The organism is Chryseobacterium cupriresistens (genome assembly GCF_046614675.1).
GTDB classification, from domain to species: Bacteria; Bacteroidota; Bacteroidia; order Flavobacteriales; family Weeksellaceae; genus Chryseobacterium; species Chryseobacterium cupriresistens.
In genome coordinates this window covers 1-290 of sequence record NZ_JBKKJT010000035.1, presented here as the reverse complement: position 1 = coordinate 290, position 290 = coordinate 1, and the positions used below count along the sequence as shown (strand labels likewise).

Genomic DNA, 290 nt, shown 5'->3' with positions numbered 1-290 from the left:
ATATTCGACGCCGTCGGCTAGCGTATAGGCGAGCTCGAGGTCCTGCGTCGCGCCGGCCTCCTGCATGTGGTAGCCGGAGATCGAAATCGAATTGTATTTCGGCATCCGCTGCGAGGTATAGGCGAAGATGTCGGAGATGATCCGCATCGATGGTGCCGGCGGATAGATGTAGGTGTTGCGCACCATGAACTCTTTCAGAATGTCGTTCTGAATGGTGCCCGACAGTTTCTCCGGCGGTACGCCCTGTTCCTCGGCGGCGGCGACGAACAGCGCGAGGATCGGCAGCACCG

The 290-nt window shown here is 59.7% G+C and carries 1 protein-coding gene; it reads right to left on the bottom strand.

Annotation, left to right across the window (positions count from 1 at the left end; genetic code table 11):
- The coding region (locus ACLI50_RS22545; protein WP_411414673.1) for a methylmalonyl-CoA mutase family protein at positions 1 to 290 on the bottom strand (290 nt) is incomplete at both ends.